General features: G+C 48.2%; 23 protein-coding genes. 6 read left to right on the top strand and 17 right to left on the bottom strand.

The features are described from left to right. Positions 1-64: 64 nt before the first annotated feature. On the top strand, positions 65-1,255 hold the full coding sequence (locus ABEA14_RS11675; protein WP_345340188.1) for a class I SAM-dependent rRNA methyltransferase: 1,191 nt from the start codon (positions 65-67) through the stop codon (positions 1,253-1,255). Here the strand turns inward: ABEA14_RS11675 and ABEA14_RS11670 are convergent. After that, on the bottom strand, positions 1,226-2,155 hold the full coding sequence (locus ABEA14_RS11670) for a hypothetical protein (RefSeq protein WP_345340187.1): 930 nt from the start codon (positions 2,153-2,155) through the stop codon (positions 1,226-1,228). The genes ABEA14_RS11675 and ABEA14_RS11670 overlap by 30 nt on opposite strands. Positions 2,156-2,295: 140 nt before the next feature. Here ABEA14_RS11670 and ABEA14_RS11665 point away from each other — a divergent pair, with 140 nt between their 5' ends. After that, positions 2,296-2,997, top strand: coding sequence for a histidine utilization transcriptional repressor HutC (locus tag ABEA14_RS11665; RefSeq protein ID WP_345340186.1), 702 nt, complete (start codon positions 2,296-2,298; stop codon positions 2,995-2,997). Between the two features lie 7 nt (positions 2,998-3,004). Beyond that, positions 3,005-4,159: a rhomboid family intramembrane serine protease gene (locus tag ABEA14_RS11660; protein WP_345340185.1), complete on the top strand. Its 1,155-nt coding sequence runs from the start codon at positions 3,005-3,007 to the stop codon at positions 4,157-4,159. Here the strand turns inward: ABEA14_RS11660 and ABEA14_RS11655 are convergent. From ABEA14_RS11655 to ABEA14_RS11620, 8 genes are all read right to left on the bottom strand, one after another. Continuing rightward, the gene (locus ABEA14_RS11655) at positions 4,131-5,582 is read right to left on the bottom strand and encodes a hypothetical protein (protein WP_345340184.1); all 1,452 of its coding nucleotides are present in this window, start codon (positions 5,580-5,582) and stop codon (positions 4,131-4,133) included. The genes ABEA14_RS11660 and ABEA14_RS11655 overlap by 29 nt on opposite strands. A gap of 125 nt (positions 5,583-5,707) precedes the next feature. Beyond that, entirely contained in the window at positions 5,708-6,688 is a 981-nt protein-coding gene (locus ABEA14_RS11650) for an OmpA family protein (RefSeq protein ID WP_345340183.1), read from the bottom strand. Positions 6,689-7,059: 371 nt separating this feature from the next. Then, complete coding sequence (locus ABEA14_RS11645) at positions 7,060-7,779, bottom strand: YebC/PmpR family DNA-binding transcriptional regulator (protein ID WP_345340182.1); 720 nt, start codon at positions 7,777-7,779, stop codon at positions 7,060-7,062. 96 nt (positions 7,780-7,875) lie between these two features. Further along, entirely contained in the window at positions 7,876-8,364 is a 489-nt protein-coding gene (locus ABEA14_RS11640; RefSeq protein WP_345340181.1) for a GNAT family N-acetyltransferase, read from the bottom strand. After that, positions 8,349-12,266 carry an ATP-dependent RNA helicase HrpA gene (hrpA, locus tag ABEA14_RS11635; protein WP_345340180.1) on the bottom strand — a complete coding sequence of 1,306 codons (3,918 nt, stop codon included), beginning with the start codon at positions 12,264-12,266 and terminating at the stop codon, positions 8,349-8,351. Before hrpA ends, ABEA14_RS11640 begins: the two co-directional genes overlap by 16 nt. A 56-nt stretch (positions 12,267-12,322) precedes the next feature. Further along, positions 12,323-12,742 carry a CBS domain-containing protein gene (locus tag ABEA14_RS11630; protein ID WP_345340179.1) on the bottom strand — a complete coding sequence of 140 codons (420 nt, stop codon included), beginning with the start codon at positions 12,740-12,742 and terminating at the stop codon, positions 12,323-12,325. A 250-nt stretch (positions 12,743-12,992) separates the two neighbouring features. Then, a complete protein-coding gene (gene eutC, locus ABEA14_RS11625; RefSeq protein WP_345340178.1) occupies positions 12,993-13,832 on the bottom strand; it encodes an ethanolamine ammonia-lyase subunit EutC in 840 nt (279 codons plus the stop codon). After that, positions 13,829-15,235, bottom strand: a complete 1,407-nt coding sequence (locus tag ABEA14_RS11620) for an ethanolamine ammonia-lyase subunit EutB (protein ID WP_345340177.1) — start codon at positions 15,233-15,235, stop codon at positions 13,829-13,831. The genes eutC and ABEA14_RS11620 overlap by 4 nt, the downstream gene beginning before the upstream one ends. 410 nt (positions 15,236-15,645) lie before the next feature. Between ABEA14_RS11620 and ABEA14_RS11615 the strand changes: the two genes are divergently transcribed. Both ABEA14_RS11615 and ABEA14_RS11610 read left to right on the top strand, forming a co-directional pair. Beyond that, entirely contained in the window at positions 15,646-16,389 is a 744-nt protein-coding gene (locus tag ABEA14_RS11615) for a CPBP family intramembrane glutamic endopeptidase (RefSeq protein WP_345340176.1), read from the top strand. Between the two features lie 187 nt (positions 16,390-16,576). Next, positions 16,577-18,154, top strand: coding sequence for an AbgT family transporter (locus ABEA14_RS11610; RefSeq protein WP_345340175.1), 1,578 nt, complete (start codon positions 16,577-16,579; stop codon positions 18,152-18,154). Between the two features lie 91 nt (positions 18,155-18,245). Here ABEA14_RS11610 and ABEA14_RS11605 read toward each other — a convergent pair whose 3' ends face one another. Then, a complete protein-coding gene (locus tag ABEA14_RS11605; protein WP_345340174.1) occupies positions 18,246-18,377 on the bottom strand; it encodes a hypothetical protein in 132 nt (43 codons plus the stop codon). A gap of 302 nt (positions 18,378-18,679) precedes the next feature. Between ABEA14_RS11605 and sbcB the strand changes: the two genes are divergently transcribed. After that, positions 18,680-20,095, top strand: a complete 1,416-nt coding sequence (gene sbcB, locus ABEA14_RS11600; RefSeq protein ID WP_345340173.1) for an exodeoxyribonuclease I — start codon at positions 18,680-18,682, stop codon at positions 20,093-20,095. Here sbcB and ABEA14_RS11595 read toward each other — a convergent pair. From ABEA14_RS11595 to phrB, 7 genes are read right to left on the bottom strand one after another with little or no spacing between them, the layout of a single operon-like run. Then, positions 20,083-20,967, bottom strand: coding sequence for a substrate-binding periplasmic protein (locus tag ABEA14_RS11595; protein ID WP_345340172.1), 885 nt, complete (start codon positions 20,965-20,967; stop codon positions 20,083-20,085). The two genes, sbcB and ABEA14_RS11595, sit on opposite strands and share 13 nt — an antisense overlap. A 58-nt stretch (positions 20,968-21,025) precedes the next feature. Further along, positions 21,026-22,279, bottom strand: a complete 1,254-nt coding sequence (locus tag ABEA14_RS11590) for a class I SAM-dependent methyltransferase (RefSeq protein ID WP_345340171.1) — start codon at positions 22,277-22,279, stop codon at positions 21,026-21,028. A 2-nt stretch (positions 22,280-22,281) separates the two neighbouring features. Next, positions 22,282-23,022: a DUF1365 domain-containing protein gene (locus tag ABEA14_RS11585; RefSeq protein WP_345340170.1), complete on the bottom strand. Its 741-nt coding sequence runs from the start codon at positions 23,020-23,022 to the stop codon at positions 22,282-22,284. Continuing rightward, entirely contained in the window at positions 23,019-24,272 is a 1,254-nt protein-coding gene (locus tag ABEA14_RS11580) for an NAD(P)/FAD-dependent oxidoreductase (protein ID WP_345340169.1), read from the bottom strand. Before ABEA14_RS11580 ends, ABEA14_RS11585 begins: the two co-directional genes overlap by 4 nt. Beyond that, positions 24,265-24,993 carry an SDR family NAD(P)-dependent oxidoreductase gene (locus ABEA14_RS11575; protein ID WP_345340168.1) on the bottom strand — a complete coding sequence of 243 codons (729 nt, stop codon included), beginning with the start codon at positions 24,991-24,993 and terminating at the stop codon, positions 24,265-24,267. The genes ABEA14_RS11580 and ABEA14_RS11575 overlap by 8 nt, the downstream gene beginning before the upstream one ends. Then, complete coding sequence (locus ABEA14_RS11570) at positions 24,990-25,415, bottom strand: nuclear transport factor 2 family protein (protein ID WP_345340167.1); 426 nt, start codon at positions 25,413-25,415, stop codon at positions 24,990-24,992. The genes ABEA14_RS11575 and ABEA14_RS11570 overlap by 4 nt, the downstream gene beginning before the upstream one ends. Continuing rightward, on the bottom strand, positions 25,415-26,821 hold the full coding sequence (phrB, locus tag ABEA14_RS11565) for a deoxyribodipyrimidine photo-lyase (RefSeq protein ID WP_345340166.1): 1,407 nt from the start codon (positions 26,819-26,821) through the stop codon (positions 25,415-25,417). Before phrB ends, ABEA14_RS11570 begins: the two co-directional genes overlap by 1 nt. Between the last annotated feature and the right edge of the window lie 109 nt (positions 26,822-26,930).

The following is a 26,930-nucleotide window of genomic DNA, read 5'->3' as shown; positions in this document are numbered from 1 at the left end:
TCGCTCTTTCCGCTTTTACAAAATACCCCTAAAATGCGGCGCTTTGCCCCACTTGGAGATCCCGATGCCCTCAGCAATAACTTTAGTCAAAGGTCGAGAGAAATCTTTGCTGCGTAAGCACCCCTGGATCTTTTCCAAAGCGATCGCCAAGGTCATTGGCAAACCCAAGTCCGGTGACACGGTGGATGTCTACGCCAGTGACGGCACTTGGCTGGCTAAAGCGGCTTACTCACCTAAATCACAGATCCGCGCCCGAGTGTGGACCTTTGAACAGAGTCAGCCTGTAGATCATGCTTTTTTTAAGAAACGTGTTGCTCAGGCTTATGCCAGAAGAACTGCACTATTTACTGAAGATGCGCCTACAGGTTACAGGCTTGTTGCCGCTGAATCTGACGGATTACCGGGTATTACCATCGATAAGTATGCTGACACCTTGGTTTGCCAACTGCTAAGCGCAGGCGCTGACCGGTGGCGAAAAGTGATCGTTGATGCCCTGCTCTCTCAGTTTCCTGATCACAATATCTTCGAGCGTTCAGATGTCAGTGTGCGCGAGAAAGAAGGCCTTGAGCAGACAGTTGGCGTCTTGCACGGCAACGAACCTGACTCTGTTGTGGCTATTGAAGAGAACGGTTTGAAGCTAATTGTTGATATTCAGGGTGGGCATAAAACCGGCTACTACCTAGACCAAAGAGATAACCGAGCCTTCAGTGCTAAGTTTGCCAATGGTCGGGAAGTCCTGAACTGTTTCAGTTACACAGGAGGCTTTGGGACCTACGCGCTGAAAGCGGGTGCAGAAAAGGTATACAACGTTGATATGTCACAATCAGCGCTGGATATTGCCAAGCAAAATGCTGAGTTGAATGAACTGGACCTGAGCAAAGCGGAGTTCATTAAAGCAGATGTGTTTAAGTTACTGCGACAGTATCGCGATGAGGGTCGCCAGTTTGACACCATCATTCTCGACCCGCCCAAATTTGTCGAAAGCAAACATCAATTGAACCGGGCTTGTCGCGGTTATAAAGATATCAATATGCTGGCGATGCAGATTTTAAAACCCATGGGTACCTTGCTCACCTTTTCCTGTTCAGGCCTGATGCCATCAGACCTGTTCCAGAAAGTGGTCGCAGATGCCGCAGTCGACGCTGGACGTACAGCACACATTCTTCACTGGCTTCACCAAAGCCCAGATCACCCGGTGCTAACCAGTTACCCAGAAGGCCTCTATCTAAAGGGTCTTGTATTGCAGGTTGAGTGATCTGGCTGCTGAATGCGAGCGCTCAAACGCCTGAATGAGCTGGCTACAGACACCTACCAGCTCATCAGGTAAGTCATCAGACTCAAATGCCAGATTGATAATTAAGTACTTGGTCTTAAGACGATTGCTTGAGCGATTTACTAATACGCTTAGATCAGCGCTAAGCCGCTCAGGCTCTATCGCTTTGTCTTCATCAGACAATGCCAACAGTAATACCGGGGGAAGTTTAGATTGGGCAGTCTGGTCTGAAACTTCCAGCACCTTGTGGGTCCACTCTTTACGAGGCAGATCAGAGAAGGTGTCCGTATCAACAGGCTTAACTCTCTCAAGTGATGATGGAACACTCGTAACAACTGATCGCGACGAAAACAGAGATAACAACCCGAGTTCGCCCTCTTCTTCCAATTCAAGTAACGCTGGTATCACTGACGTCTGACTATCTTTCGAAGTGTCGTCAGATAGATATGAGATAACGGCTAAAGGACTACCAATGAACTCTGAAAGCACACTTAGTGACTCTGAGCCACCTACCCGATTGTTGTGATAGATAGTCACCAGGCAAAGCCCACTCATCGCTATCAAATGAGACACTACGGATAGATCTTGCTGTGAATTCTTTGCTGAGGCGTCGATAACAATTCCTGCGCAAATACTCGGTTCAACTGACCGTGCTTCAATTGCGAACGCCAGGCTTGATGTTAGCGGTTCGACAGCCCTAACCCAGTCACTTTCCTTCTCAACGACATGGAGCATACAAAGCAAAGCGCCAGATTTACGAATCGCAGAAAGCGCCTTTAGCAGCACCTCATATCCGCTTTCAGCTTCTGGTGACAGGTAAAGCAGTGACATTGATTCTTTTTGCCACTCTAACTGGTCTGGTATTACGACGTGATAGCTCAAAAATATCTCCCCAACTTTGAACTTCTTCTTATTATCTATGTGCGGTATCTATCGCTTTTATAAGGCCTGAAGCTGTCTATACAACTTTCTATTTGTTATTTTAGAGCCAAACGCGCGAACCATATACGGACATACATACAATGCCAAGGTATAACGATATAAAACAAGGGATAAAAGCGCTGATATCGAACGGTGAGCTGACTGCTGGTAGTCAAACCCCCTCAGAAAATAGTTTAGCGTCTCAGTACAACGTAAGCAGAATGACCGCCCGAAGAGCGCTTCAGGAGCTGGTCTACGAAGGCATCCTTTTCGCTAGAAAAGGCTTTGGAACCTATGTCGCTGAACCTAGCAGCCGAAGCGCAATGCTAGAGATAAAATCGATCACGGATGAGATTAAAAACCAGGGCGCACGTTACACCAATCGTATCTTGTTACTGACCTCCCGCCCTGCAGACAAACAAACGGCTTTAGCGCTATCCGTAGCCGAGGGCAGTGAAGTGTTTTTCAGCATGATAGTGCATCAAAAAGATGGCATTGCGTTGGAACTGGAGCAAAGAGCGGTCAACCCTGAGTTGGCCCCAGCCTATCTAAAACAGGATTTTAGTTCGTTCTCTCCCCATGAGTATCTCTGTGGTGTAGCCCCATTAACTGAGGCAAGCCATCAGATTGAAGCTATCGCCCCCACCAGCTCCATGTGCGAGTGGTTAAAAATTGACCGTGACCAACCCTGTCTGCAGGTTAGCAGACAGATGGCAAGTGATAAGGGAATGGTCAGTTACGCTAGGCTGGTTTATCCAGGCAACAGATATCACTTAGGAACAGCACTCGTTACAACGGAATGAATACAACATGTTGATTATCCCAACGGAAGACAAATTCAATTGGCGACAGCCTCCTTTTATCACCATCTTTCTGGTCTTTCTCTGCTTCACAGTATTTGTGACACAAAACCAGGCATCCGCATATCGTTTTGGTCTTATACCCAACGATATGAACTATTACGAGCTGCTTACCTATCAGTTCCTCCATGGTGACACCATGCACCTGCTCGGCAATATGGTGTTTCTTTCCATTTTTGGTTTCGCCCTAGAAAAAAGGCTGGGTAGTTTAGGTTTCCTGTTTTTGTATCTGGCGACGGGCGTCCTAAGCGGGCTTGGATTTGCCCTGCTCCACTTACATAGCAGCACGCCGTTGGTCGGCGCTTCCGGTGCGATTTCAGGACTGATGGGAATCTATCTGGCAGTGTATGGAATTAAGAAGCGAGAGTATTTCGCCTTGCTTGGCCCCTTCGTTGGTACCTTCAGAGCACCCGCCTATTTCTTGTTACCTGTATGGCTTGGCCAGGAGCTTATCAGCGAATACACCACGGAAGACAATGTAGCTTACATGGCCCACGCCTTTGGTTTGATGTTTGGCGTATTGCTTTATCTGATATTGAGTTGGTCTGGCTTGTTTAGAGCACGAGTAAACCAAAGTTTTCATCAGGAAGCTGAGCTTAAGATTCCAAAACCCAAGCTGATTACAGAGCGAATGCGAAAGCTCGAAGCAGAGTTTAAATTTGATGAAGCGCTTGAGCTGTGCCTCAATGCACTGTCTAACAAATCCATTGAGGTTAAAGCCGAACAATACGCTGAGTTATGGGACTTTACTTTTTCACTGGCTATGCGCATCAGTGATGAGAGTTTAAGGGCAACTTTTTACAAATTTCTGGAACAAGACGATACCGATTCACAACAGGTATTTCTACGCTGGCAAAGCTACAAGGATAGGCTGACATGGTCTCCGCAGAGCGCGCCCGCAAAGCACACCATCAAGCTTTGTCAGGCACTGGTATTAAACAACGGATTTGAGCAGGCGCAGCAGATGTTGTTTGAGTTAACTCAGACCGCTCATTGGACATCACAAATAAAACAGTATGCTGAAGATCTGCTGACGCCTACTCTGGGCAGGCATCAGCATGGGCAACTGATCAAACTCACACTGGCTGCGGAGCCATCTTCTTAGCCGCATCGATCAACTGGGCCGCTTCAAGCGAGGTAGGCGATCCAGGTTTTGCCAATTTTGCAGCCGCGTGAGCGTTGGTTGTCACCTCACTTAGCACTTTGCCGCTTTCTAGTGCTGACTTGGCCAGCAATAGATAAAGTGACGCTTTCACATTACTGTCACACTCCCAGGCATCGACATCCCCTACCAAGCTGTCAGCCTTTTCAAAGCGGCCTTGCCTGACAAATAGGGAAGCGACTTCCGAGGCTACTTCGACGCTGGGACGAAATGCAGGATACTTTGCAAGCAGCTCGTCTATTGCCCTGGCAACTGCACCAATATTGCCCTTGGCAATTAACTGATCGAAATACTTATTAGCGTGCTTGAACAGCAGCTCCTGGTCGCCTTTGAGGATAAGCAGGCGATGCATTCGTTCCCGCAATCTCAAATCATCTGGGTAACGTCTCAACGCCCCTTTAACCAACTCAAAAGCTTGGCTATTACGCCCTTCAAACAAGTAGACATGTGAAAAGCCGAGTGCTTTTCTAATATCAAATTCTGCGGGCGCGAGAGTCTCACCAGACTCTCCACCTGCGATTCCCAGCTTTTGTTTATGCTCCAACAGGAAATAGCCCATCATTGCAAAGCTGACCATGCTGAAATAGGTGGTTGCTAACACCAGTAGACTTACGATCAACTTAATTGATTCTGATTGAAATCCAACACTGCCAGTCACGTACGCACTGCCATTGGAAATAGCCATCTGTGCCAGCCATAACAATCCGTAAGCCCAACCAATTCGGTAAATCATCTTAACCATCAAGACTGGGTTGGTGGCATCGCGAACACTTTCAGTGATCCCAAGGATCATAACGATGGCAGGCATCGCAAATGTGAGGAAGAACATAACCATGATGGCTAGGTTTGGCGAAACAAATGCCGTCGCAAACACAGCCACACCACAACTGATGTAGGCTAGGAATAGCTTAATGGTGAGAAGTAAGTTGTGCTCTTCGCCGAATACACTCGGCGCTTTCCACTCTTCGTCAGCAACCAGGCGCATCACGGTAAGCCCGTAGTGACTGATCCAACCAAATATCACCACTGCCAAGGTTAACGCCAGACCAATATCTCCATACTGGCCGTCGATCAAATTCATAAATTGGGACAATGCGATTTGAGTCAACACCAGCAGTATGGTGACCAATAATATTGGCTGTAGTTGTAGTGGATATTTAAAGAAGTCGCCGCTCACCTTCCAGAATGGCGGTTTAGCATCATCGGAAGGTACAAAGTCTAGATCGCCGCGGCATAACGGGCAACGTGCTTTTCCTTGTTCAAAATTACCTTCGCCGCCGGGGAAACAGCTTGTACAAAATGATTTTTCGCAAGATGGGCAATGCCAGCTTTGGGGCTGGTCGGCGTGATAACTACAACCACTCATCCTTGATTCCTTGGGTCTACTCGCTGGTTTTAAAAAGCGACATTAGGGTACGCTTAATCACCCACACAGTAAACAAAAACGCGGCGCTTAACGCCGCGTTTGTTAATTGGTTTTATTGCCGAGTCTTATTTACCACGGCCAAATATCAATAGTTCTACACGTCGGTTTTGCGCTTTGCCATCTTCTGTCTTATTGGTAGCAACCGGTGAGCTTTCACCCGCACCACGCATTACCAGCTTGGTGCCGTCTACGCCCTGGCTCATCAGATAACTGCCTACGGCCTCAGCACGCTCCAAAGAAAGCGCCATATTGTAATCATCGTCGCCCACGTTATCTGTGTGCCCTACGATCTCGATAAACGCTGCACTGCGTAAAAGCGTTCGAGCCTCTTCAATATGTTTATCCATTAAAGCCACACCCTCTGCAGACAACTGCCCCTGACGACGTTCAAATAAGGCAATACTTGGGAAGATCAAACGATCCAAGGCTCGCTGTTCACCAACGACAAACACTTCAACACGACGGTTTTGCGCCCTGCCATCAGGTGTATCGTTAGACACTATGGGATCATACTCACCCCGACCTAGCGTGCGTAAGCGACCTTCAGGAACACCAATGGATAGAAGATAATCGCCAACGGCATTGGCTCTTCGCAGCGACAGATCCTGATTATAGTTTTCATCACCCGTACTATCTGTATGACCTATCACTGTGACCGAATATACACCAGCGAAGTCTTCAGCGAGCTCAGCTTTACGACTTAGCAGATATGCCTTCCCTTCATCACTCATCTCTGCACTATCGAAAGCAAACAGCTCTGCCTGCGGCAGTGACAAGCCAGTAATCAAGCCGTCGCCATCGCCTCTTACGAACTCAGGGTCCATACTCAGCTCATAGCCGTCACAACCCACCACCTTCGCTTTGTCTTTACTCCAAGCGCTATGACGCACACAAGATCCGTCTCCAGATAGCACAACGATGCCATCAGATGTAACTGCGTAGCCTGCAGAAGGCTCCATAGGACCGCTTTCTGCTTGGGCCATTCCCATACTTCCAACCAATAATAAAGTCGCGCATACCGCCTGCGTATTCCATTGCCCGATCATGCTTGCTTCCTCTTAAGACCAAAGACATCAATAAAATTGCTACACCAATCAATAGCGTAGAAGAGAAATGGAGATTTAGAAGGAGAGATTTTGGCCTGTAATAAAAGCTTCATCGGACAAAGCATTGTCCGGTCGGCAGGCACCGCAACAGGTATATTGTATCGTCGCTCTAGCATGTCCATGTGCCCGCAATATACGACCGCCATGGACGGCGGAAATGCCGAAAACGCAGGAGCAGTTTTCGGCCGTACATCCTGTACACAGCGTGCCCCGCGAAGTGCTTTGGGTACCATGTGCCCGCGACATACCGTACATCCTGTACATAAAAAAGCCGCGCTATAGAGCGCGGCTTTTCTGGCGTATGTTCTTGCCTATGGCAGGATAGCGTTGTGATAGACCTCTTGTACGTCATCACAATCGTTTAGCATATCCAGGAACTTCTCGAAAACTTCGACATCGTCTCCGGTCACTTCGCATTCGGTTTGGGGTACGAAGCTGATCTCATCGACGTCCATCTCAATCTCGCCAAGCGCATCGGTTAATGCATTCTTCGCTTTGAAGTACTCAGACGCGGGCGCAAACACGGTGATCTTACCCTCTTCACACTCAATGTCTTTAACGTCCACATCTTCCATCATCAGCGCTTCTAGGATCGCTTCTTCATCTTCACCGGCAAACACGAATACAGCCAGGTGATCGAACATATGCGCAACTGCGCCTGGTGAACCCAATTTGGCATCGTTTTTAACGAAACACTGGCGTACCTCGGTAAACGTGCGGTTGCCGTTGTCTGTCAGGCAGTCAACAATCACCATGCTCCCGCCAGGACCAAAGCCTTCATAACGTGCTGCAGCGTAGTCTTCACCGCCTGCACCACTGGCTTTATCAATCGCACGCTCAATCACATGCGCAGGCACCTGATCCTTCTTCGCTTTTTCAATCAAGCGGCGAAGAGACAGGTTAGTGTCAGGGTCGGTACCGCCATTCTTAGCGATAACATAGATCTCTTTACCGTACTTTGAATATACCTTGGTCTTGGCGGCCGCTGTTTTGGCCATCGAATCTTTTCGGTTCTGATATGCTCTTCCCATCGGGATCTTGCCTTTAAAATTATTGCGTTTGCTGAAGACTAAAGCGGGCAAGTTTGCCCGCCATCGTGCGAGAATGCCAGTTGCTGCGGTGGCAATTCACGTAAAATTTGATCTATCCGCGACAAAGCGCATCTGAACATGCGGTCCCACACCGGGTATTTCAAATGGCGCGCCCTGTGTCACGAACCCTAACTTTTGGTAAAACCCTGCCGCATGACTGCGTGCATTACACCAAACCTGCTCGGGGTGGTCTGAGGCACTTATGAGATGTTTGACTAAGGCCTGCCCTATCCCTAAACCACGAACCTTTGGCAAGGTAGCCATCGCGCGTAACTGCCAATGACTACCGGCAAGCGCATCACTGCCATTTTGATAAAGGGATACGATGCCAACCAAGGCTAACTGGCCTGCTTGAGCAGAACTTCCCTGGTCAGCCTGCGCCAGAAATGCACCATAATGCCGAGTGGTTTCAGCGTCATCGCCATCGAAAACAGAGCTTTCAATTGGCAGACCGGTTCGCAGTACTGCACTTCTGATCGGGTAGGTATGAGAAGCACGAATACGCGCGATCACAACTGATGACATTTGCGACATTCCTCAATGGCATTTAATACACGCTTTTCTGAAATTGGATAAGCCGTGCCCAGGGTCTGATGGAAGAAGGAGACACGTAACTCTTCGATCATCCAGTGCAACTGTTGCAGCTCATCTTGCAGGCCTTCATGGTGTTTAGCCTTACCTTTGAGTTGAGCCAAAGCGTCGCTAACACGGTCAATCGCCAACAGGTGCTGCCTGTCTCGGTTAGCATCAATGGCCAGCTTTTCGATCCGTTTTTCTACGGCATCAAGATATCTGGGAACTTCACGCAGTTGGGCAATACCGGTATCTGCAACAAACCCTGGATAGACCAAGCCATCGATCTGCGCCTTAATGTCGGCCTGAGCGCGTACCGTATCGAATGAGCTTTTACCTTTGAGCTGTTTCAACGCTTTATTGGCACGGGTCAGGATCTGTTCCACAACCAACGCGACCTCTACCGTTTTGTCAGCGACGTCCGCACGAACAGTTTCAAGCAAAGATTTAAAACTTGCTGCATCGCGTACATCGGCAGCATTCCCCACCAGCATATCAACTGCACCGGAAATACAATCATCGATCAGGAACTGCACTTTGCCAAAACGGGTGTAATGCATCGCAAGCTTGGCTTTATTTGGCAAGTTGTCGCGCAAGTACTTGGCCGGCGAAGTCACGTTCAACAGCAGCAATCTGCGGACGCCTGCCTTCATTGCGCTGTTGGCCTTGGCTTCGCTGTCAAACAGCTGAACCGCAACACTGGTTTTTTCATCCACCAATGCCGGATAGGCTTTTACTTCATAGCCACGCCGTTTTTGCGTGTACACGCGAGGCAGTTCATCTATGTCCCACGCCGCCATACCGGATCTTTCAATATCGTCTGACACAACGGCACTCAGAGTGTCTTGCACCTTATCCTGCAGACTGGCTTTTAAGGTAACGAGATCTTCCCCATCAGCGATTGCCTTACCCTTTTCGTCAACCACCCGATAACTCATTTTCAGGTGATCGGGCACCAGATCCCAATTCCACGCATCATCGGGCACAGTAATCCCAGTCGCACGCCTTAGGACACGTTCTAAAGCTGCCGTAGGCGACTCGGTATTGAAATCGGCTTCGGCCATGACTCGCCCGGCAAAATTTGGCGCTGGGACAAAGTGACGCCTTAACGGTTTAGGCAGAGACTTAATCAAGGCGACCAGTAGCGCTTCACGGTGCGCTGGTACGCCCCACTCAAACGCACTTTCCTGAACCTGATTTAAAACAGCGATTGGGATCTCCGCCTGAACGCCGTCCTGACTTTGGCCAGGCTCAAACAGATACTTCAAACTGACATCGATGTTGCCACTGCGCCACTGGTCGGGGTAAAGCTTGGAAAGGTCTCCTTCCTCTCGCTGCAGTAGCGATTTCTCATCGTATACCAACAGCTGTTTGTTCTTTTTAGATTCGGTTCGATACCACTTTTCCAATGAGGCTTTGGAATATATGTGATCGGGAATATCTTTGTCGTACAGCGCATAGAGCTGCTCATCATCTACCAGCAGATCACGACGACGGATCTTGTCTTCCTGAGCATGAATGCTGTCGATGGTTTGGTTGTTCTTTTGATAGAACGCTAGGTTTGTACCCAGTTGACGTTCTACCAATGCCGAACGAATAAAGACTTCGCGGGCAACCACAGGATCGATATGGCCAAACAACACTTTACGCTGCTGCACTATCGGCAGGCCGTAAAGGGTCTGTTTCTCAAACGCCATTACATTGCCCTGTTTTTTGCTCCAGTGGGGCTCACTGTATGTGCGGCTAACCAGGTGTTTAGCTAAGCCCTCAACCCAATCAGGTTGGATCTTGGCCGCGGTGCGCGCGAACAATCGACTGGTTTCGGTAAGCTCCGCTGACATTGACCACTTGGGCCGCTTTTTACCCAGAGAACTACCAGGGAATAGATAAAAACGGCGATTGCGCGCGCCGATATATTCCTGATCTTTGTCCAGCATACCAATATTGCTAAGCAGCCCTGTAAGCAATGCTTTGTGCAGTGACTCGTAATCTGCTTCGCTTTCGTTCATCTCCAAGTGCAGCTCGCGGCAGCTTTGTCGCAGCTGGAAATGCAGGTCCTGCCATTCACGAATGCGTATGTAGGAGAGAAACTCCTTCTTACACAACTTGCGGAACTGGCTGCCGCTCAACTCCTGTTGTTGCTCTTTGATATAGCGCCACAGATTCATCAGCGTCGAGAAATCTGAGTCCTGGTCATAGAACCTGCGGTGTTTCTCATCTGACGCCTGCTTTGCGTCCATCGGACGCTCTCTTGGATCTTGTATAGACAAGACTGAAGCCAGTACCAGCACTTGATCCAGGCTGCTATTTTCGGCGCCTGCCAGCACCATGCGTCCCAACTTGGGATCGATGGGGATACGCGATAGCTGGCGACCAATTTGTGATAATTGCAGACCCTGCTTATTCGGGGTTTTAAGTGCGCCCAACTCTTCCAACAGCTTAATGCCATCGCGAATATGTTTATTGTCAGGTGGCTGCATAAATGGAAACGCTTCGATGTCTCCCAGACGCAGCGACACCATCTGCAGGATGACAGCAGCCAAGTTTGTGCGAAGTATCTCCGGGTCGGTGTACGCAGGTCGACCTTCAAAGTCTTCCTGACTATAGAGGCGAATACAGATACCTTCAGAGACACGACCACATCGCCCTGCTCGCTGATTAGCGCTGGCTTGGGAAATCGCTTCTATTGGCAGGCGCTGGACTTTGGTGCGATAGCTATAACGGCTTATTCGCGCAGTACCGGGGTCAATTACATACTTGATGCCAGGTACCGTTAAGGATGTCTCCGCGACGTTGGTGGCCAACACAATGCGTTGGCCGCTGTGAGGCTTAAATATCCGTTGCTGTTCCTGGGCCGATAGTCTGGCGTAAAGCGGCAGTACCTCTGTATTCTTTAGGTTTCTCTTCGATAAAGCATCCGCGGTATCACGGATCTCGCGCTCACCATTAAGGAAAATCAGAATATCGCCGCGTCCTTCCGCTTGGAGCTCATCAACGGCGTCGAAGATCGCCTGAAGCGGATCGTTAAACTTCTCTTGTGTTTCATCCGGCGCGTGATATCGGATCTCTACCGGATAGGTACGCCCGGAAACAGTAATCACAGGCGCCTCGTTGAAATGCCTGGAAAATCGATCCGTTTCAATGGTTGCCGAGGTAATGATCACCTTAAGATCAGGGCGTTTTGGCAACAACTGCCGCAGATACCCCAAGAGAAAATCGATATTGAGGCTACGTTCGTGGGCCTCATCGATAATGAGGGTATCGTATTGTCGCAACAAACGATCTTTCTGCATCTCTGCCAGCAGAATACCGTCCGTCATCAGTTTTACTCGGGTTCTCGGCTCGGTGTGATCAGAAAACCTGACCTTAAAACCAACCACATCCCCCAGTGACGTACCCAGTTCATCAGCAATACGATCGGCAACACTGCGCGCAGCAAGTCGTCTCGGCTGAGTGTGGCCGATCATGCCGCCAATCCCCAGGCCTAACTCCAGGCATATTTTGGGGATCTGTGTGGTTTTACCCGACCCGGTTTCACCGGCAATAATCACGACCTGATTATTTTTAATCGCCTCGGCAATCTCCGCTTTCCGCTCGGAAACCGGTAGTTGTTCTGGGTATTTAATAAATTCCTGCCAAGTCGCACGATGTACCGCTTTTTCCAGATCAGCATGCAGGTTTTTCAATATACGCAAACGACGCTTTTCATCGTCAATACGCTGCGCGCCTTGGTATCGTTTTTTTAATCCGAATTGCGCAGTCTTTGGAAGTAAAGCAAGGGTGTCTAAAAACGGGTCGTTTTCAGCGTTAACGGAGTGTTTTTGTTCTTGGTCGGAATGCACGGGTGACGCCATCTTTTCTCAGAGGGCGCCAATCCTATCAAGCTTGAAAGAGAGACGAAAGCCAGTGGTTAACTGGCTTTACCGAAACAGGTGTCAAGGTGGGTGGCTAACGCGCGTAAAACATCTCGTCGAGCAATCAACCCCATCAAATGACCATATTCGTCTACAACTGGATAAAGTTTGGGCTTCTGACCTAACATTTGCTGCGCCAGTTCCAATACGCTGTCTTCTGGACTCACGGTGAGAACTTCTTGTCGCATCAGGTCTTCAACCAGCGCCACGCCCTCACAGTGATATGAGGATTCAACCGCCGCTCTGAGACAGTCTTGTTGCGAGATAAAACCGACCAGTTTCTTGTTATCGTCGATAACCGGGCCACCAATTCTCTCAGCCGCAAGAAGCTTTTGTACTGCCTCAGCCACCGTATGTTTTGGCCCGAGTGTTACCGGGCGACGCTCCATGTAGTCTTTTACTTTTAATGATTTCATAACTTCCCCCATGAATATGCGACGCGTCCTGCCCAAAAATTGGGGCGCTATCGCAAGCTTAGACCAGGCTTATTTGTTTGTCTTAGTTTGGCGCCTGATCACCACTCTTCTCTTTTATAACAGTGCCTTCGAGCACCTTGTACAGAAAATGTGCGAACACCTCGCCTAGATCACGGTTGCAATAATAATTCTCATTGCCAGCTACACACACGCCATAAACGGTAGCGCGAGTGATTTCACAACCACATTTTTAACCACTGGAGTCATCCAACAGAAAATTGCTGCTTTGATGTTCTATTACATTCTCGTCACTACGATCTTTTAGTTGGACACCAGAAAGGCCGAGGCGCCTTGCTTCCCGCAACAAATAAAGGGTTCGGTTGCAGGCTTCGCTATAACTCAGACCACCTGGTCGAACATTGGAAATACAGTTGCGCTGCGCATCCGTTCGTCCAGGCTGCGGATCGTGAGTCAAATAGATGCCTAAGCTATCGGGGGAACTTAGCCCGGGGCGCTCACCAATAAGCACCAATACCGCTCGGGCATGCATCAACGCACCGATCTCATCACCTATGGCCACGCGTCCTTGAGTTACCAAAACCAAGGGTGCAATAGACCATTCAAGTCGCTCTTCGTTAAGCGCCGAAAACAATTGAGCGATTAAGGGAGACGCATTAGTTTGGACAGCTGTTGACGAGAGACCATCGACAATAACAATGGCAAGATCAAAACTCTGCGCAATCGCTGCTCTCTCGGTTATTACGTCAACTTGTTGCTTTAGATAGTTGATAGAGGCTTCATTGAGTTTTCTACCGAGATCAGGGCGCTGTAAATAGCTTATACGGTCGTTTGCCTGACTGGTTAAAGCCTCTTTAAGATGGGGCAACTGATCAGAAATACTACCCAACTGGCTGACTAGGTCTGCAATATCTAACGGTTGGTGCACCGCGTCTCTGGCCCGTGCATGCGCTAATTGGAACTTAAGCAATTCTTCTGTCGGTAGACTTCCCCCTGCTCTACCCAATCCTATCCTGGCATCGGTAAACTGGTTTAGAACCCGCCACGGATTTGAAACGATTTGTTTATTCATTGTTCGCCACCAGCAAGTGCCTTCAGGGTATGCCTGAATCCTTTTGGCATTTCATCATTGAGGCGAAAACGCTCCCCGGCAACCACAATTTGGTTTTCTTGCAACCAGCGTTCAAATTCAGGCGCGGGCTTCAATCCGAGTACTTGGCGAGTGTAAAGCGCGTCGTGAAAGGAGGTTGTTTGATAGTTGAGCATGATGTCATCAGAGCCCGGGATGCCCATGATGAAGTTGCATCCTGCCACACCCAGCAGTGTTAGCAGGTTATCCATATCGTTCTGGTCGGCCTCAGCATGATTGGTGTAGCAGATATCGCACCCCATCGGCAGGCCAAGCAGCTTGCCACAGAAATGGTCTTCCAAACCCGCTCTGGCAATCTCTTTACCATCGAATAGGTATTCGGGACCAATAAAACCAACCACAGTGTTGACCAGCAAGGGATCAAACGCCCTAGCGACTGCATACGCCCTCGCTTCACAGGTTTGCTGATCAATGCCATGATGCGCATTCGCCGATAGCGCACTGCCTTGGCCGGTTTCAAAATACATCAGATTGGCTCCGACACTTCCCCTCTTTAATTCCAACGCGGCCTGCTGCGCTTCGGCCAACATAGATAGCGAGACGCCAAAACTGCTATTGGTGTTTTCTGTTCCACCGATAGACTGAAATACAAGATCGACCGGCGCACCCAGCTCAATCGCTTCCAATGTATTAGTAACGTGAGTAAGCACACAGGATTGTGTTGGGATCTGGTAACGCTGGATCACCTGATCCATCATCTCCAACAGCTTTATCGTTTGTTGAACACTGTCAGTTGCCGGATTAATCCCAATAACTGCATCACCATTGCCGTACAGCAGACCATCAAGAATACTTGCTGCAATTCCATTTATATCGTCTGTAGGATGATTCGGTTGTAGCCGGGTAGAAAATCGTCCAGGCAGGCCAATGGTGTTACGAAAAGCAGTTACGACCTCGCATTTCTGAGCCACGAGGATCAAGTCCTGATTGCGCATTATCTTGCTTACCGCAGCCGCCATTTCTGGTGTAATGCCAGTGGCAACCTTGGTTAAGGTTTCACTGTCTGCTTCATCACTCAATAGCCAATTCCGGAAATCACCGACGGTCAGATGAGCAATGGGCGAGAATGCCTCTTTATCGTGGCTGTCTATGATAAGACGTGTCACTTCGTCTTTCTCATAAGGCACCAAGGCCTCACTAAGGAAACTGTTCAGCGGGAGTTCGGCCAGCGCCATTTGTGCAAAAACCCTATGCTCTTCGCTTTCTGCGATCACACCCGCCAGTTTATCGCCGGATCGACTGGGGGTAGCTTTTGCCATCAAATCAGCCAGGTTTTTGAACTTATATACCTGGCTACCCAGGGTGTATCTGTAGCCATGATGCATCGCAATTTGCCTATTTGTAGTCCTGTTTGGCGCTGGAACTTGGTCACAACCTTAATGGTAGTTTGATAAGCGAAACCCGTTCCAATAGTCTTCAAATTCTAAAAGCTCAGGTAATAACCATATTTTTCAGTAGGATAGAGTTTTAACCTAATTTGGAAAGTGCTCCAACCCCGGCACCATTACCAGACTTTTAGCAACAAAATCCAATGAATAAGCACCACTTGCGCGCAAACACTCAGTCCCCGACCAAGCTAGCAAGTAAAGTTGGGTTGGCATCATTGACCAATCAAGTTAGCTTATCTATTTCATTCTCTGAATCAGCTGATTAGCCTGTGAATCTTCAACACCACTTTAGATTCCCTTATTTACAGGGTTTGCAGACGCCGCTGTATCTGGGGACATTCGCTCTAATGCTGTTGGCTACCTTAGCAGGCGGGCTCGACGCATTTGGTCTTGGTTTTTCATTACTATTTCTCACGCTGGCGCACATATGTTTTCAGCCAAACATCAAGCATCAACCACTCTTGCTTTGGGGGTTGATGTTGTTCTCTGCGATTCTGATGCTGCATCTGCTGCCGGGATTTAATAATCAATCGGTGTGGGAGGCCCGGCAGATATCGGTCAATGCCGTTCCGCATTCTTTGAACCTGAATTTTGACAAACTCCTTGTCGGCGTTGTGCTGTTACCTTTGCTGCTAAGCAGAGACAAACAAGGGGCCTCGGCCTCACATCGCCAACTTTCCCTGCTAACGATATTTGCGATTGTATTTGTTCTTAGCGTCGTGACTACGTTGGCCGTAGGTATGATGCTGTTTGACGTTATTGGTTGGGACCCCAAGCTTCCAAGGGGATGGTATTGGTTTGTCGCACTGAATATCGGCATTACTGTCGTCGCTGAGGAATCACTGTTCAGAGGGCTGCTACAACAGTTCTTTACCAAACGTTTTGGCATTGTCGGTGTGTTAATCACAACCCTGTTGTTTGGTCTGGTTCATTTGCCAGGTGGTTTGCAATGGCTGGTGTTGAGCACCATTGCGGGCGCGGGCTATGGCCTGGCTTATTATTATGGACGGTCAATTTTGGCGCCTATCGCCGTCCATGCAGCGCTCAACCTGACGCACTTCTTCTTGTTTACTTACCCAATGAAAGCCTAGTCACAACCCATCTATCAATGACAAAAAGAGGGGAATTTCTCTTGACCTTCGGTTGCTGTAAAGGCTTTTTGTCGGTTTATCTAAAACATAAACCCAGCATTTTCGTCAGATTTAGCCATTTCCGCTGGCAGTCAGCCGCCGTAATCAGTATTTTACCCGCTGCTGTATTTTCGAACTGAACTAAAACATGACCGAACAAAGCCAACTTCCAGACAGTCATGCCCAACGGAGAGGGCTTTTTAGTCGTTTTTTGAGTGGTGTGGAGTTTTTAGGAAACCTACTGCCACACCCCATTACCCTATTTGCGATCCTGACGCTCACCGTCATTGTTGCATCAGGTATCGCATCCTACCTGGGCCTGAGTGTCGCCGATCCTCGTACCGAGGGTGCCACGATCGAAGTATTCAGCCTATTGAGCGCCGAAGGGCTGGCGATTATTGTCACCGGTCTGGTACCCAACTTCACCGGTTTTGCCCCCTTAGGTACAGTACTGGTAGCGCTACTTGGCGTCGGTATTGCGGAACGTGCTGGGCTGTTGTCTGCGGCGATGCGCGGCATGGTGATGAGCGCATCACCACGCATGGTCACCGTCATTATTGTTTTCTCCGGCATCATTTCAAATACAGCGTCAGAACTTGGCTACGTCGTAATGATCCCGCTGGCGGCCATGATCTTCAAATCCTTGGGGCGCCATCCGCTCGCCGGATTAGCCGCCGCCTTCGCGGGTGTTTCCGGCGGCTACAGCGCAAACCTGCTTATTGGTACCGTTGATCCATTGCTGTCCGGCATTACCGAATCTGCAGCGCAAATGATCGATCCAGACTACGTTGTCGGACCGGAAGTTAACTGGTTCTTTATGATGGCCAGTACTTTCCTTATCACTATCTTGGGCACCGTTGTTACTGAACGTGTGGTTGAACCACAACTTGGCAAGTGGGATCCAAGCGAGGGTGAGGAATCGGTACAGGACGATGACACTGCAAAGTATCAATTGACCGAAGATGAGAAAAAGGGACTCAAAAACGCGGGTATTTCCGTTCTGGTGTTAAGCGTCATTCTCGCGCTGACTATTGTCCCGGAAGGTGGCATTTTAAGACACCCAGAAACGGGAGCCGTTGCCGGCTCTCCTTTCCTGAAGGGTATCGTTGCGTTCATCTTTATCTGCTTTGCTATTCCGGGGTATGTGTTTGGTCGTACCGTAGGCAAGATGAGAACCGACCGCGATGTGATTCATGCTATGAGCGAATCCATGAGCACCATGGGTATGTACATTGTGCTGGTATTCTTCGCTGCACAGTTTGTTGCATTCTTTAAAGTGACAAACTTCGGTACGGTTACGGCGGTGATGGGGGCTGAGATGCTTCAGTCGATTGGCATGACGGGGCCCATGCTGTTTTTTTCCTTTATCCTCGTTTGTGGTTTTATCAACCTGATGCTGGGGTCGGCGTCAGCGCAATGGGCCGTTACCGCCCCAATATTTGTGCCGATGCTGATGCTGGTTGGTTATGCGCCAGAAACGATTCAGGCGGCTTACCGTATTGGTGATTCGACTACCAACCTGATCACACCGATGATGAGTTATTTTGGTCTGATCCTGGCGACAGCATCGAGATACAAGAAGGATCTCGGCATTGGCACCCTGGTGGCGACCATGCTGCCCTACTCCATCGTATTTATTATTGGCTGGAGTCTGTTCTTCTTCCTGTGGGTATTTGTTGCAGGCCTTCCGGTTGGCCCAGGCGCAGCCACCTATTACACGCCATAAAGAACAGCAAGAAGTAGACGAAAAAAGGGAGCAGTTTTCTGCTCCTTTTTTTGCTGACCACAGACGTCTGTAGCCAGTGAGAATCTTGTTTTTACTGACGGTTGGTCCGCTTACGCTGGAGTAGATTAGCAATGACAGCTTGACGCTGCTCCTCGCCACGCTGCAGACAGTTGGTCAGGTGATGGTTCAATATGCGAAATGACGATCGTTTGGCCTTGCTCATGAGTCTCTCCCCGTATCTATTCCAATTGTCTAAGCAGTACATCGCTGCCCAGTACATTTAGTTTTATGGGAACGGTAACAGCCTTGATACACCAACGGGGCGCTACTTTGGTGCTTGCGAAGCGAATAAGCAAGCCCCGTACCGTGAATATTTGATGAAGCTCTTAATTTGATTTAAATCAAACTACAGAAATTACTGAACAACCGCAACAAGCACTTATGGGGAACCCCGCCAAAAGTGGTATAGTTCTACGAGAGTTACCCTCTGATAGTTCCCGCACCCGGTAAGGCACAAACGTCGTAATGAAACAAAACACCATTCTCTGGCACGATTACGAAACATTCGGCGCAGATCCTAAACGCGATCGCCCAGCTCAGTTTGCAGCGATAAGAACCGATGAAGATCTCAATGAAATCGGTACACCAATCAACATCCACTGTTCGCCAGCAGATGATTTTCTGCCTGCGCCGATGGCGTGTTTAGTTACCGGGATAACGCCTCAGGAGGCTAAAGCGAAAGGCGTTCCTGAGGTAGAGTTTATTAAACGGGTAAATGAAGCTTTTTCCGTACCTGGCACCTGTGGCGCCGGATACAACACGATTCGCTTTGATGATGAGGTCACTCGCAACACCTTATATCGCAACCTGATGGACCCCTACGAGCGCGAGTGGCGTAACGGCAACAGCCGCTGGGACATCATTGATATGGCCCGCACTTGTTATGCTTTGAGACCAGAAGGTATTAACTGGCCGGAACGTGAAGATGGCGCCCCCAGCTTCAAACTTGAGCATCTTACGGCAGCTAATGGCCTGAGCCATGAAAGCGCGCATGATGCGTTGTCTGATGTACGTGCCACTATCGCATTTGCCAAGCTTATAAAAGAGAAACAACCCAGGCTTTACGACTATCTGTATACCCACAGATTTAAGAACAAAGTTAGATCTCTGGTCGATGTGGTTGGCATGACACCGCTACTGCATGTCTCATCTAAGATCTCTGCTTTTCAGGGCTGTTGTACCTGGGTGCTGCCACTACTTGAGCACCCAACCAACAAAAACGCCATTGTAGTCGTCGATCTGAACTGCGATCCAACGCCTCTATTGGATATGAGTTCAGAGCAGATAATCGAGGCGCTCTATAGCCGTGGCACTGATACCGAATATCGCCCTCCTCTCAAACTGATACACCTGAACAAATGTCCGGTACTGGCGCCAGCAAAAATGTTAACGCCTGACAATGCTGAGCGTTTGGGTATCGATAGAGAAGGATGTTTGGCACACCTAGCCTGGTGGAAACAGAATTCGCAGTTAAAACACACTATTGCCGAGGTTTATGAACAACCATTTTCAGGTGGTGTAGATGACCCTGATTTCGGACTCTATGGCGGTTTTTTCAGTGATCATGACAAACACTGCATGCAGGTGATTCATCAGGCAAATCCAAGTGACCTACCCGCACTGCAGCCAAATTTCGAGAATCCGCAACTGCACGAAATGTTTTTCCGATTCAAGGCGAGAAACTACCCTGAACTTCTTTCAGAACAGGAACAGGTACGTTGGCGGGTGTTTCGAGAAAGCCGACTGGCCAGCCCCAATCCCTATGCCATCGATATTGAGACATTCTCTATAGAGTTGGAAAACCTGGCACACGAACACGAAAATGACGCGGCCAAAATGGCGATACTAAGATCCCTCTACCAATATGCTCAGTCTTTGTAAGCAGGAAGAACGATAGGGTCAAAGAACTTAGTTGGCACTGAATCAAACTCGCTTACGATTGGGTTTGTTAACTCAAAAACTTGTCTGTTTGAATAATTATAGAGTGCGAGAACGGAGCCAAAATACTGGGTAAACAACTGCTGATAACTGCCATTACCATGCATTTGATTGAGGCCATCATTAATGCAGTGATTTAATGCCTGATCTTGTTTGCTGGTAAAAAAATAACCCGGTGCTGGATAAAGTAACGCAATCCCTTCAACCACTGAAAACTCCCCCGTATTCAGTAGAGCCAACTCTCTTTCAATCTCAATCAATGCCCGGGGGAAATAGTCAACAAACCCCTCACGAAGGAGGCGGTACATCTCTTCAGTAGTGCCATACCCATCAACATCAAGCCCGTTTGCTCGCAAAATCTCAATGTCAGGCCAGTCATACCCCTGCACTCCCTTCAATTTACCTAAATCTGAAAGATTTTTTACGTGGCTAAAACGACTAAGGTCTTGTGTGCGAACCACTAACAATCGGTAACCCAAGAGTCCTTTATAGATGGGGAACTTTACAGGCAGCAACTCCATTTCACGCTGTTGAGAGGTCATGGTCCAAACCACGTGAAGATTATTACTTTCCCCCTCAGAGATTTCGAGCGTAGCTCTGCCTTGAAGCATAGGTTGGTCGAGAACCTGCAGCGAAAAGTTAGCGCTGCGGCAAAGTGACATAGCCTTACCAAGCAACTCTCTTGGAAAGACAGCAGGCATTCTTTTTTCATCGGGACTCAGCACATAACGCACTGCGGTTGGCTCTTCAGCAATCGCCAAAAAACTAAAAATAAATGGAAGGATACAAAGAGATAAAAAAGATTTACCAGCCAACGTGAACACCTCCGCCTAGTGCACTTTTGAGCATAGCAAAAGGCGGAGAAAACGTTTTCTATACGTTTAACGCTTTGGGTTTTGCGCACACTAACTGCACAGTACTTATCGCCCGTTCGAGGAATGCGCCTTCACAGTAACAAAGATAGTATTGCCATAAACGAACAAACTGCTCAGAGAACCCCATCTCGCGCACCTGCTCAACCTGTTTGAAGAAACGGTCTCTCCAATCAGCGAGGGTGCGGGCGTAATCCAAACCTATGTCGTCAATATTCCTAATAACCATGTCACTATGGGCTGACATACCGTTTGCCAAGCGACTGATTGATGGTAGACACCCTCCCGGGAAGATGTAGGTTTGGATAAAATCTACATTTCTGACGTAAGCGTCGTACCGCTGATCAGCAATGGTAATTGCCTGTATTACAGCGTGCCCATCATCTTTAAGCAGGCTAGATACTTTTTCCAAATAGTTAGATAGATATTGATGGCCAACCGCCTCGATCATTTCGATCGAAACCAGCTTGTCATATTTGCCCTCAAGCTCACGATAATCTTTCAAAAGCACCGTTACCTGCTCGTTCAACCTCGCTTCATCAACACGCTTCCTGGCGTATTCATATTGCTGTTGAGATATGGTTGTTGTCGTCACTTTGCAGCCATAATTTTTAGCTGCGTATATCGCCATGCCGCCCCACCCCGTGCCTATCTCGATCAAGTGGTCGCTGGGCTTGAGCTTGAGTTTTTCGCAGGTGACTTTCAATTTGTTTGCGGCAGCGTCATCCAACGCCTGCGCCTGCTCTGAATAGATGGCACTTGAGTACATCATTTTGCTATCTAAAAAAAGCTGATAGAAGTCGTTACTCAGATCGTAGTGCGCGCCAATATTCTTCTTGGCTTGGTCTTTCGTATTTCTACGTGTCCAGTGGTTAAGGACTCTGAAAGGTGCCTTCAGCCAACTAAACTTAGCTTCCATTGCTTCAAGGCGCGGTAGATTTTTTGCAAAAATCTGGATCAGGTGAGTCAGATTGTCACACTGCCACTCACCTCTAACATAGGCCTCAGCGGCACCAATACTGCCGCCAAACATAAAGTGCCTGTATGCGATAGCCTTTTTAACCTCAATGGTAACTTCCAATTCGCCATCGCCGAACTTACGGCTGCTGTCACCATCAAGCATTACGATCTTGCCACCTTCCAGACGTTCAAGAAGGGAAAAAACCATTTTTTTCGCCATCCGTTCGCGAAATCCTATCTTCGCGTCATCTTCAGACTGATAAAGTTTCTGCGAAAGTAATTGACGTTCTCTCATGGCTAAGACTGCTCCTTTCTACGCGCTGTGTACCCAAGAAATGGCACCCCTTTAAGCCAGATTTTCAGGGCCTGCCAGTAGATACCGGAAAAAATTTTCCAAGTTATTATAGGTGTACGTAAGATCCTGCTTTTTAGATTAGTCGAAGTAAGAGGAAGAAACTTAAGTTGAAGGGATGCATTAAAAATTGCTTTATCCGACTCATAACTGGTGATGCCAAACAACAGAGAGTCTGCCGGAGAAGTGATATTCCAGCGATAAAACTGATCAGGTCCCATAAATGGCGAGACCTGAAAATCCTTTGGTGTATCTTCAGGTGATTTGGCGTCAATCAAGTAGCGGTGCCGCTCATTCCATGGCGTGTTACTCACCTCTGCAAGCAAGTAAACCAACTCTTCTCCCTGATAACAGTAATAGATGTTTAGCGGACTAAAGTGAAAACCCAAGTAGGTGGGATGACACAAAACGAATATACGGTCGATCTTAACAGTCGCACCAAGTTCCTTAAGTTCGGCTTGTGCTCTGTCGTACCAGGAGCCCTCTGGCCGATGACTTAAATGTCGTTCCGAACAGATCCTGGCAACTTTGTGGCCTGACTCGCCAAACCACAAACCATGGGAGGGCCAATGCCCTTCATTACTCAGGTTGAGAAACAACATTGAGATCTCATAGGCAAACTTGTGATGCGCAGGCGCTCGCCTGGCATGCATTACATTGCCAAAGTAAATCCCTTCTGCCGTCACAACCTTTCTCCAAACGCCTCTGCAACCCTCAAGGCACTACTTACACCATCTTCATGAAAACCATTAAACCAATACGCCCCACAGAAGTGAGTATGGCCTACCCCACTGATTTCGTTCCACCTTTGTTGCGCTGCTGCAGCACTCGTGGTGTATTGGGGATGCGCATAATTGAAACTGCGAAGTATCTTTTCTGGTGCAATCTTGTCTTTGGCATTCAGGCTCACACAGAAGGTATGCTTGCTGCTGAGTCCCTGGAGTATGTTCATGTTGTATGTCAGTTGAGGCAGTGCATCATCCCCAGCACCCAATAGGTAATTCCAGCTTGCCCACGCTCGTTTGTTTTCTGGCAATAAGCGTGTATCGGTATGCAAAATGACTTCATTGTCCTTGTACTTCAGATCAGACAGGATTGCCTTCTCAGCCGCAGTGGCATCCTCCAGAAGGGCAAGAGTTTCATCACTATGACACGCAAATACCACCTCATCATAAGCCTCTTCTGCGCCATCGACATACGTTAAGGTCGCATCACTGGTACCTCTGGTGACTTTTGCTATTTTGACACCCGTTCTTACTTCGGCATTTGAAGCATTCAGAAGTGGCTCAACGTAACTACGGGAACCGCCTTTGATCACATACCACTGGGGACGGTTAGCTACATCCAACAAACCATGGTTTAGAAAAAATTTAAGGAAAAACTCTAGTGGAAAATCACGCATACCCGCGATGCTGGTAGACCAAATTGCAGCGCCCATCGGCAATATGTAGTGCTGTTGGAAGTATTCAGAAAAACCGTGATGGGCAAGAAAATCGCCCAGGGTCACAACTGGCATTTGCTTTGTAACCGCCCCCTTACACAAGCGATTAAATCGCATAATTTCATACAGAAACTTATAAAACTTCGGACTTAACAAATTGCTTCGCTGAGCGAACAATGTATTTAAGTCGTGACCGTTGTATTCCAAGCCTGTCGCCTGGTTGCTGACACTAAAACTCATCTCTGTTGGTTTAGATTCAACTCCAAGCTGAGATATCAGCTTGATGAAATTTGGATAAGTTCGGTCGTTAAACACGATAAATCCAGTATCAACCGCGTATTCAGTCCCCTCCAAGGTTACATCGACAGTGGCAGTGTGGCCGCCTATGTAGTCATTCTTCTCTAGCAATACCACGTTGTGGCGCCTGCTAAGGAGGTAAGCCGATACCAAGCCAGATATCCCTGCTCCAATTATCGCGATATTCTTCTTATCCACTAGTTAGTTTCCTTTGTATAAACAGCTGCCAGGCCTCTGGCATTATTCCTAGTAATTTCAATGAATAAATCAGACGCCTTGGAAAGCGAATCAACAATCTTTTCGCTCGTATCCCTCGGCGGATCCTTTCGCTCGCTTCTTCAACGGAAATGAGGAAAGGCATATCAAAATCGTTCTTTTGCGTTAGTGGTGTATCAACAAAACCTGGCTCGATAAGGCCGAGTTTTATCCCTTTTCCTGCGAGAAAGGCGCGGTAAACACGGCATATGTAATTAAGCGCAGCTTTTGTGCCGCCATAAGCTTCAGCCCGAGGAAATGGAAATAGATGTGCAGAGGAGCCAACACAATAGACAGAAGCACCTTCAATTCTTGCCGCATGCTTTTTGAAGCAATCCAATAAGGTCAATTGGCCAACCACATTTACCTGCCACATCTGCTCGAATGTAGACAGATCTAGCTCACCATCATCTATGTACTTGCAATCACCCGCTGACAAGATGGCCAAATCGATTGATTTGGTTTCAACCAAGGATTCAAAGGCATTTGCCACCTTTTCCGCGTCGGTAACGTCTACACAATCAATACTGGCGCCGCAAGATGCCAGTTCTTGCAATCGCACCTCGTTTCTTCCCCAAACAATTACCTTATGGCCGTCTCGCAGATAATCGAGAGCTATTTGCTTACCAATGCCTGAGGTCCCACCGGTTATTAGGATGTTCACGCTGCCAACCTGTTCTTCAGATAGCTAACAACGCTGCCGAGCATCGGCAGTTTTTCATAAAGCATCGCTCCCATATCAAAATAATCGCGATGGGAACATATTCCGTTGTCGCTGAGCTTTAGCACGCTGACACCTGGTACTACGATGCACTTACCGGACGACAGTTTTGGATGTGCAAAACTCATTTCCCACTCAAGGAAAACTGAGTCACCATCGTTTGCCCTTCGGCTGATATCAAATCGGCAATAGAGCAACGAGCCGCAAAGCTCTTCAAAATAGCGCGTCAGATTCTCGCGGCCGACAATTTGATGAGCAGGATCTTGAAAAACCACCTCTGGATCGTAAATAGAGGCCATTGCTTCGAATGAGTCTGGCTTCAGATCCCTGAACATCTCTGTAAATCTATCGATGTAATCGGACATCAATCATCCCTCTTGAAAAATTTTAGTGCCTTCTCTCGAGCCTGAGCATGATCCACTATGGGGGCTGGATAGCTGGGATTGTTAAATTGAGGTGTTTTACCGCTGGTTGCCAGCTTCACCTCTTCATCGCTGAGTTCTGGGATCCAGCGTCGAATATAACTACCATCTGGGTCAAACCGCTTGGCCTGAAGATGTGGATTAAAAATCCGAAAATAGGGAACGGCATCAGCGCCGGTGCTCGCAGCCCACTGCCAGCCACCATTATTGGCAGCGAAATCACCATCAATCAGTTTTCGCATAAAATACTGCTCTCCTTTGCGCCAATCTATTAGAAGATGCTTGGTGAGGAAGCTCGCTACGACCATACGAACACGGTTGTGCATCCAGCCGGTACTATTTAGTTGTCGCATTCCGGCATCAACTAACGGATATCCTGTTTGCCCGTTTTTCCACGCCTCGAACATATTTTCATCGTCATTCCATTCAAGGCTTGCTAACCCTTCCTTGAAATTGTAATGCATTGATAATTTTGGGTAGGCGACCATCAGGTGCCGGTAAAAGTCTCGCCAAATCAATTCACTCAACCAAGTTTGTGCACCGGGTGACAGTGCATGAAAATCACCTTGTGCGTTAAAAAGTAGCCGACTGATACATTGGCGCGCACTTATCGCACCAATCGTCAGATAGGGGCTGAGATGACTAGTACCGTCAATTGCAGGAAAATCTCTATCTTCCCCGTAGTCATGAAGAGACTTCTCAGCGAATTCTCTAAGTTTGTCTAAAATTGAGCGCTCATCTACAGGCCAATGCGAACTGTCACTGGTGCTATTGGGCCAGGCTGCTTGTGGAAACTCTTGAGTTGGCTGAGATACCGCTTGCGGTTGTGGCCTCCCCAAACATTCCAATCCCTCCAACTGAAATTTTCGCAGCCAGGCTTTTTTGAACGGCGTAAAGACAGTAAAAGGTAGCCCTTTACCGGTGAGAATTGAGCCTGGGGGATATATTGCTCGGTTTTCAAATACTCTCGCAGCTATTTCCTCGTCTCTAAGAGTGTCTTCAACTAGCGAGTCGCGTCGATGTTCGTTAACACCGACTTCAGAATTGAAGTAAACATCCGATACATCCAGTTCTTTGCAAACTTGTACAAGTAGATGGGGCACGTCTTCGAACGAGGCAGCGTCTAGCACTAAAAGCTGAATATTGAGACTCGCTAGCTCTTCAGACAGCCGTTTGATTCGGCGCTTTATCAGGTCGATCTTTATATCGGCCCAGTCATGCTTTTTCCATTGTGTGCCAGATACGAGAAATACAGCGTAAACAGACTCTCCACTGTTATTGCACGCGGCGTACAGAGCAGGGTTATCCAGTACACGGAGGTCATCTCGGAACCAAACGAGTTTTGCCAACTAAAACACCAACTTTATGAATAAGTTATCTAATACAAAAAGTTAACGTATTTTCGCGGCGCTTGGATCAGCAAAAAGAGAAGTGTGAGGAATTTCAGGCAAAAAAAAG

The organism is Corallincola platygyrae (assembly GCF_039544265.1).
GTDB classification, from domain to species: Bacteria; Pseudomonadota; Gammaproteobacteria; order Enterobacterales; family Neiellaceae; genus Corallincola; species Corallincola platygyrae.
The sequence above is the reverse complement of the archived record's forward strand: the minus strand, read 5'-3'. Positions and strand labels throughout refer to the sequence as shown.

Excerpts from the sequence above, each read along its gene's own strand:
- ABEA14_RS11675 (WP_345340188.1), top strand. The coding sequence starts at position 65 with ATGCCCTCAGCAATAACTTTAGTCAAAGGTCGAGAGAAATCTTTGCTG.
- ABEA14_RS11665 (WP_345340186.1), top strand. The coding sequence starts at position 2,296 with ATGCCAAGGTATAACGATATAAAACAAGGGATAAAAGCGCTGATATCG.
- ABEA14_RS11660 (WP_345340185.1), top strand. The coding sequence starts at position 3,005 with ATGTTGATTATCCCAACGGAAGACAAATTCAATTGGCGACAGCCTCCT.
- ABEA14_RS11655 (WP_345340184.1), bottom strand. The coding sequence starts at position 5,582 with ATGAGTGGTTGTAGTTATCACGCCGACCAGCCCCAAAGCTGGCATTGC.
- ABEA14_RS11650 (WP_345340183.1), bottom strand. The coding sequence starts at position 6,688 with ATGATCGGGCAATGGAATACGCAGGCGGTATGCGCGACTTTATTATTG.
- ABEA14_RS11645 (WP_345340182.1), bottom strand. The coding sequence starts at position 7,779 with ATGGGAAGAGCATATCAGAACCGAAAAGATTCGATGGCCAAAACAGCG.
- ABEA14_RS11640 (WP_345340181.1), bottom strand. The coding sequence starts at position 8,364 with ATGTCATCAGTTGTGATCGCGCGTATTCGTGCTTCTCATACCTACCCG.
- hrpA (WP_345340180.1), bottom strand. The coding sequence starts at position 12,266 with ATGGCGTCACCCGTGCATTCCGACCAAGAACAAAAACACTCCGTTAAC.
- ABEA14_RS11630 (WP_345340179.1), bottom strand. The coding sequence starts at position 12,742 with ATGAAATCATTAAAAGTAAAAGACTACATGGAGCGTCGCCCGGTAACA.
- eutC (WP_345340178.1), bottom strand. The coding sequence starts at position 13,832 with ATGAATAAACAAATCGTTTCAAATCCGTGGCGGGTTCTAAACCAGTTT.
- ABEA14_RS11620 (WP_345340177.1), bottom strand. The coding sequence starts at position 15,235 with ATGCATCATGGCTACAGATACACCCTGGGTAGCCAGGTATATAAGTTC.
- ABEA14_RS11615 (WP_345340176.1), top strand. The coding sequence starts at position 15,646 with ATGCTGTTGGCTACCTTAGCAGGCGGGCTCGACGCATTTGGTCTTGGT.
- ABEA14_RS11610 (WP_345340175.1), top strand. The coding sequence starts at position 16,577 with ATGACCGAACAAAGCCAACTTCCAGACAGTCATGCCCAACGGAGAGGG.
- ABEA14_RS11605 (WP_345340174.1), bottom strand. The coding sequence starts at position 18,377 with ATGAGCAAGGCCAAACGATCGTCATTTCGCATATTGAACCATCACCTG.
- sbcB (WP_345340173.1), top strand. The coding sequence starts at position 18,680 with ATGAAACAAAACACCATTCTCTGGCACGATTACGAAACATTCGGCGCA.
- ABEA14_RS11590 (WP_345340171.1), bottom strand. The coding sequence starts at position 22,279 with ATGAGAGAACGTCAATTACTTTCGCAGAAACTTTATCAGTCTGAAGAT.
- ABEA14_RS11570 (WP_345340167.1), bottom strand. The coding sequence starts at position 25,415 with ATGTCCGATTACATCGATAGATTTACAGAGATGTTCAGGGATCTGAAG.